1 protein-coding gene is annotated in these 2,924 nt (G+C 67.7%); it reads left to right on the top strand.

What is annotated here, in order from left to right; translation table 11 throughout:
- Positions 1-2,924 (top strand): non-ribosomal peptide synthetase (locus ACFO6S_RS18665; RefSeq protein ID WP_378419475.1); only part of this gene is annotated, 2,924 nt, incomplete at both ends.

The raw sequence follows: 2,924 nt of genomic DNA, 5'->3' as shown, positions 1-2,924 counted from the left end.
TGCAGGTGGCGGCGCGGTTGGGTGCTGCGTTGGACGCGCGGGTCGCGGTGCGTGAGTTGTTCGAGGTGTCGACGGTGGCGGCGTTGGCGGCTCGGGTGGAGTCGCAGGTCGGTGCGGGTGGACGGGTGGCACTTGTTGCAGGCCCGCGTCCGGAGCGGATTCCGTTGTCGTTGGCGCAGTCTCGGATGTGGTTCCTGAACCGTTTCGACACGGTATCCGCCGCGAACAACATCCCGATCGCGGTCCGGATGACCGGGGCCCTCGACGTCGCTGCCCTCCAGGCGGCCGTCGGTGACGTGGTCGCGCGACATGAGGTGCTGCGCACCGTCTACCCCGAGGTCGACGGCACCGGACACCAGGTGGTGCTCCCCGCGACCTCGGCGGCGATCGACCTGACACCCGAGTCCGTGACGGTCGAGGAGCTGACCGAACGTGCAGCTGCCACGGTTCGGGCCGGCTTCGACGTCACCATCGGGGTTCCCCTGCGCGCCAGGCTCTTCCGCGTCGACAGCACCGACGAGTACGTGCTGGTCATGGTCGTGCACCACATCGCAGGCGACGCGTTCTCGATGGGCCCGCTGACCCGCGACGTGATGGTGGCGTACGCGGCACGCAGCGCGGGCGAGGCACCCACCTGGGCGCAGCTGCCGGTTCAGTACGCGGACTACACGTTGTGGCAGCGGGAGGTGCTGGGTTCGGAGGACGATCAGGACTCGCTGATCTCGCGCCAGGTGGACTACTGGTCGCAGCAGCTGGCCGGGTTGCCGGAGCAGCTGGATCTGCCGTCCGACCGCCCGCGTCCGCTCGTCGCCACGGACCGTGGCGGACTGGTCGATCTCACGATCGGTGCCGAACTGCACGCGTCGCTGAGCGAGCTGGCCCGTAAGCACAACTCCACACTGTTCATGGTGCTGCACTCGGCTCTGGCGGTCCTGTTGTCCCGGCTGTCGGGTACCTCCGACATCGCAATCGGTACCCCGATTGCCGGCCGTGGCGAGGTGGCGCTGGACGAGCTGGTCGGCATGTTCGTCAACACTTTGGTGCTTCGTCTCCAGGTGGAGTCGGGAACCGCCTTCACCGACCTGCTCGGGCAGGCACGCGAGGGTGACCTCGCCGCGTTCGGGCATGCGGATGTGCCGTTCGAGCGGCTGGTCGAGGTGCTCAACCCGGCCCGCTCGCAGGCCCGGCACCCGCTGTTCCAGGTTGCGCTCGCGCTGGAGAACATGAGGCGGACCGAGCTCGAACTCAGTGGCCTCACCGTGGCTGGGGTCGAGCTCGACGAGCACCCGGCGAAGTTCGACCTGCAGGTGAGCCTGGTCGAGGCCATCGACGAGGACGGCACCCCGGCCGGCATGTCGGGTGGTATCACCTTTGCCACCGATCTGTTCGACGAGGCGACGGTGGTTGCGTTCGGTCGGCGGTTCACCGATGTGCTGTCTGCGGTGGTCGCGGATGCCGAGGTGGTGGTCGGTGACATCGACCTGCTCGACGGCGGCGAACGGGAGTTGACGCTCGCATCCTGGAACGAGACGACCCATGCGCTGCCGGCGGGCGGATTGTTGCTCGATGGGTTCCGGCGTCAGGTCGCCGTGACCCCTGACGCGACTGCGGTCGTGTTCGAGGGTGAGTCGCTGACATACGGTGAGTTCGCATCTCGGGTGAACCGCCTGGCCCGTCATCTGATCGGTGTCGGTGTCGGTCCGGAGTCGTTGGTGGCGTTGGCGCTTCGGCGTTCGCTGGATCTGGTGGTCGGGATCTATGCGGTGCTCGAGGCGGGTGGTGCGTACGTGCCCGTCGACCCGGATCATCCGGCGGATCGGATCGGGCACATCCTCGACACGGCGCGGCCGGTTGCCGTGTTGTCGACGGTTCGAGACGGTTTCGAGGCCGCGGGGGAGAGGTCTGTCCTGCTGCTGGACCGGCTCGACCTCGGCGGTGTGGACGATGCGCCGATCACGGATTCCGAGCGAATCTCTCCCCTGCGCCCGCAGCATCCGGCGTACGTGCTCTTCACGTCCGGGTCGACGGGCAAGCCGAAGGGCGTTGCGGTCAGCCACGGCGCGATCGTCAACCAGATGGAGTGGATGCAGGGCGAGTACCTGCTGGATTCCTCGGATGTGTACCTGCAGAAGACGGCGACGACGTTCGACGTGTCGCTGTGGGGTTGGTTCATGCCGCTGCGCGTCGGTGCTCAGCTGATCGTGGCCACACCGGACGGGCACCGGGATCCGGTGTACCTCGCGGGGGTGATCCGGGCGCATGGCGTGACGGTGACCGACTTCGTGCCGTCGATGCTGACGGTGTTCGCGGCCGCGGTGCCTGCGACGGAGTTGACGTCGCTGCGGCACGTGTTCGTTGCAGGTGAGGCACTGCCCTCGGAGGCGGTGCGGGCGTTCGCCGGTGTCAGTGCGGCCCGGGTGCACAACCTGTACGGGCCGACCGAGGCGGCGATCACGGTCACCTATGCCGATGTCACGGATGCGACGGATCCCGGCCCGGTCACCATTGGTCGGCCGGAGTGGAATTCACGTGTGTTCGTGCTGGATTCGCGGTTGCATCCGGTGTCGGTGGGGGTGCCCGGCGAGTTGTACCTGGCCGGCGACCAGCTCGCCCGCGGATACTTCGGCCGGGTGGATCTGACGTCGGATCGGTTCGTGGCGAACCCGTTCTCGGTGACCGGTGAACGGATGTACCGCACCGGTGACCTGGTCACCTGGAGTGCGGTTGGTGAGCTGAGCTACATCGGGCGCACCGACTTCCAGGTGAAGTTCCGGGGTCAGCGGATCGAGCTCGGCGAGATCGAGACCGCAGTGCTGGCGCACGACTCGGTGCTGCAGGCAGCGGTCCTGGTGGTGCCGACGGCGACCGGCGATCACCTGGTTGCCTATGTGGTTCCGGCGGCGGACGCGTCGGTTGACGCGGAC

It is taken from the genome of Rhodococcus kronopolitis, from assembly GCF_042654025.1.
Lineage (GTDB): Bacteria > Actinomycetota > Actinomycetes > Mycobacteriales > Mycobacteriaceae > Rhodococcus_G > Rhodococcus_G kronopolitis.
This window is presented reverse-complemented; position numbering and strand designations above follow the sequence as displayed.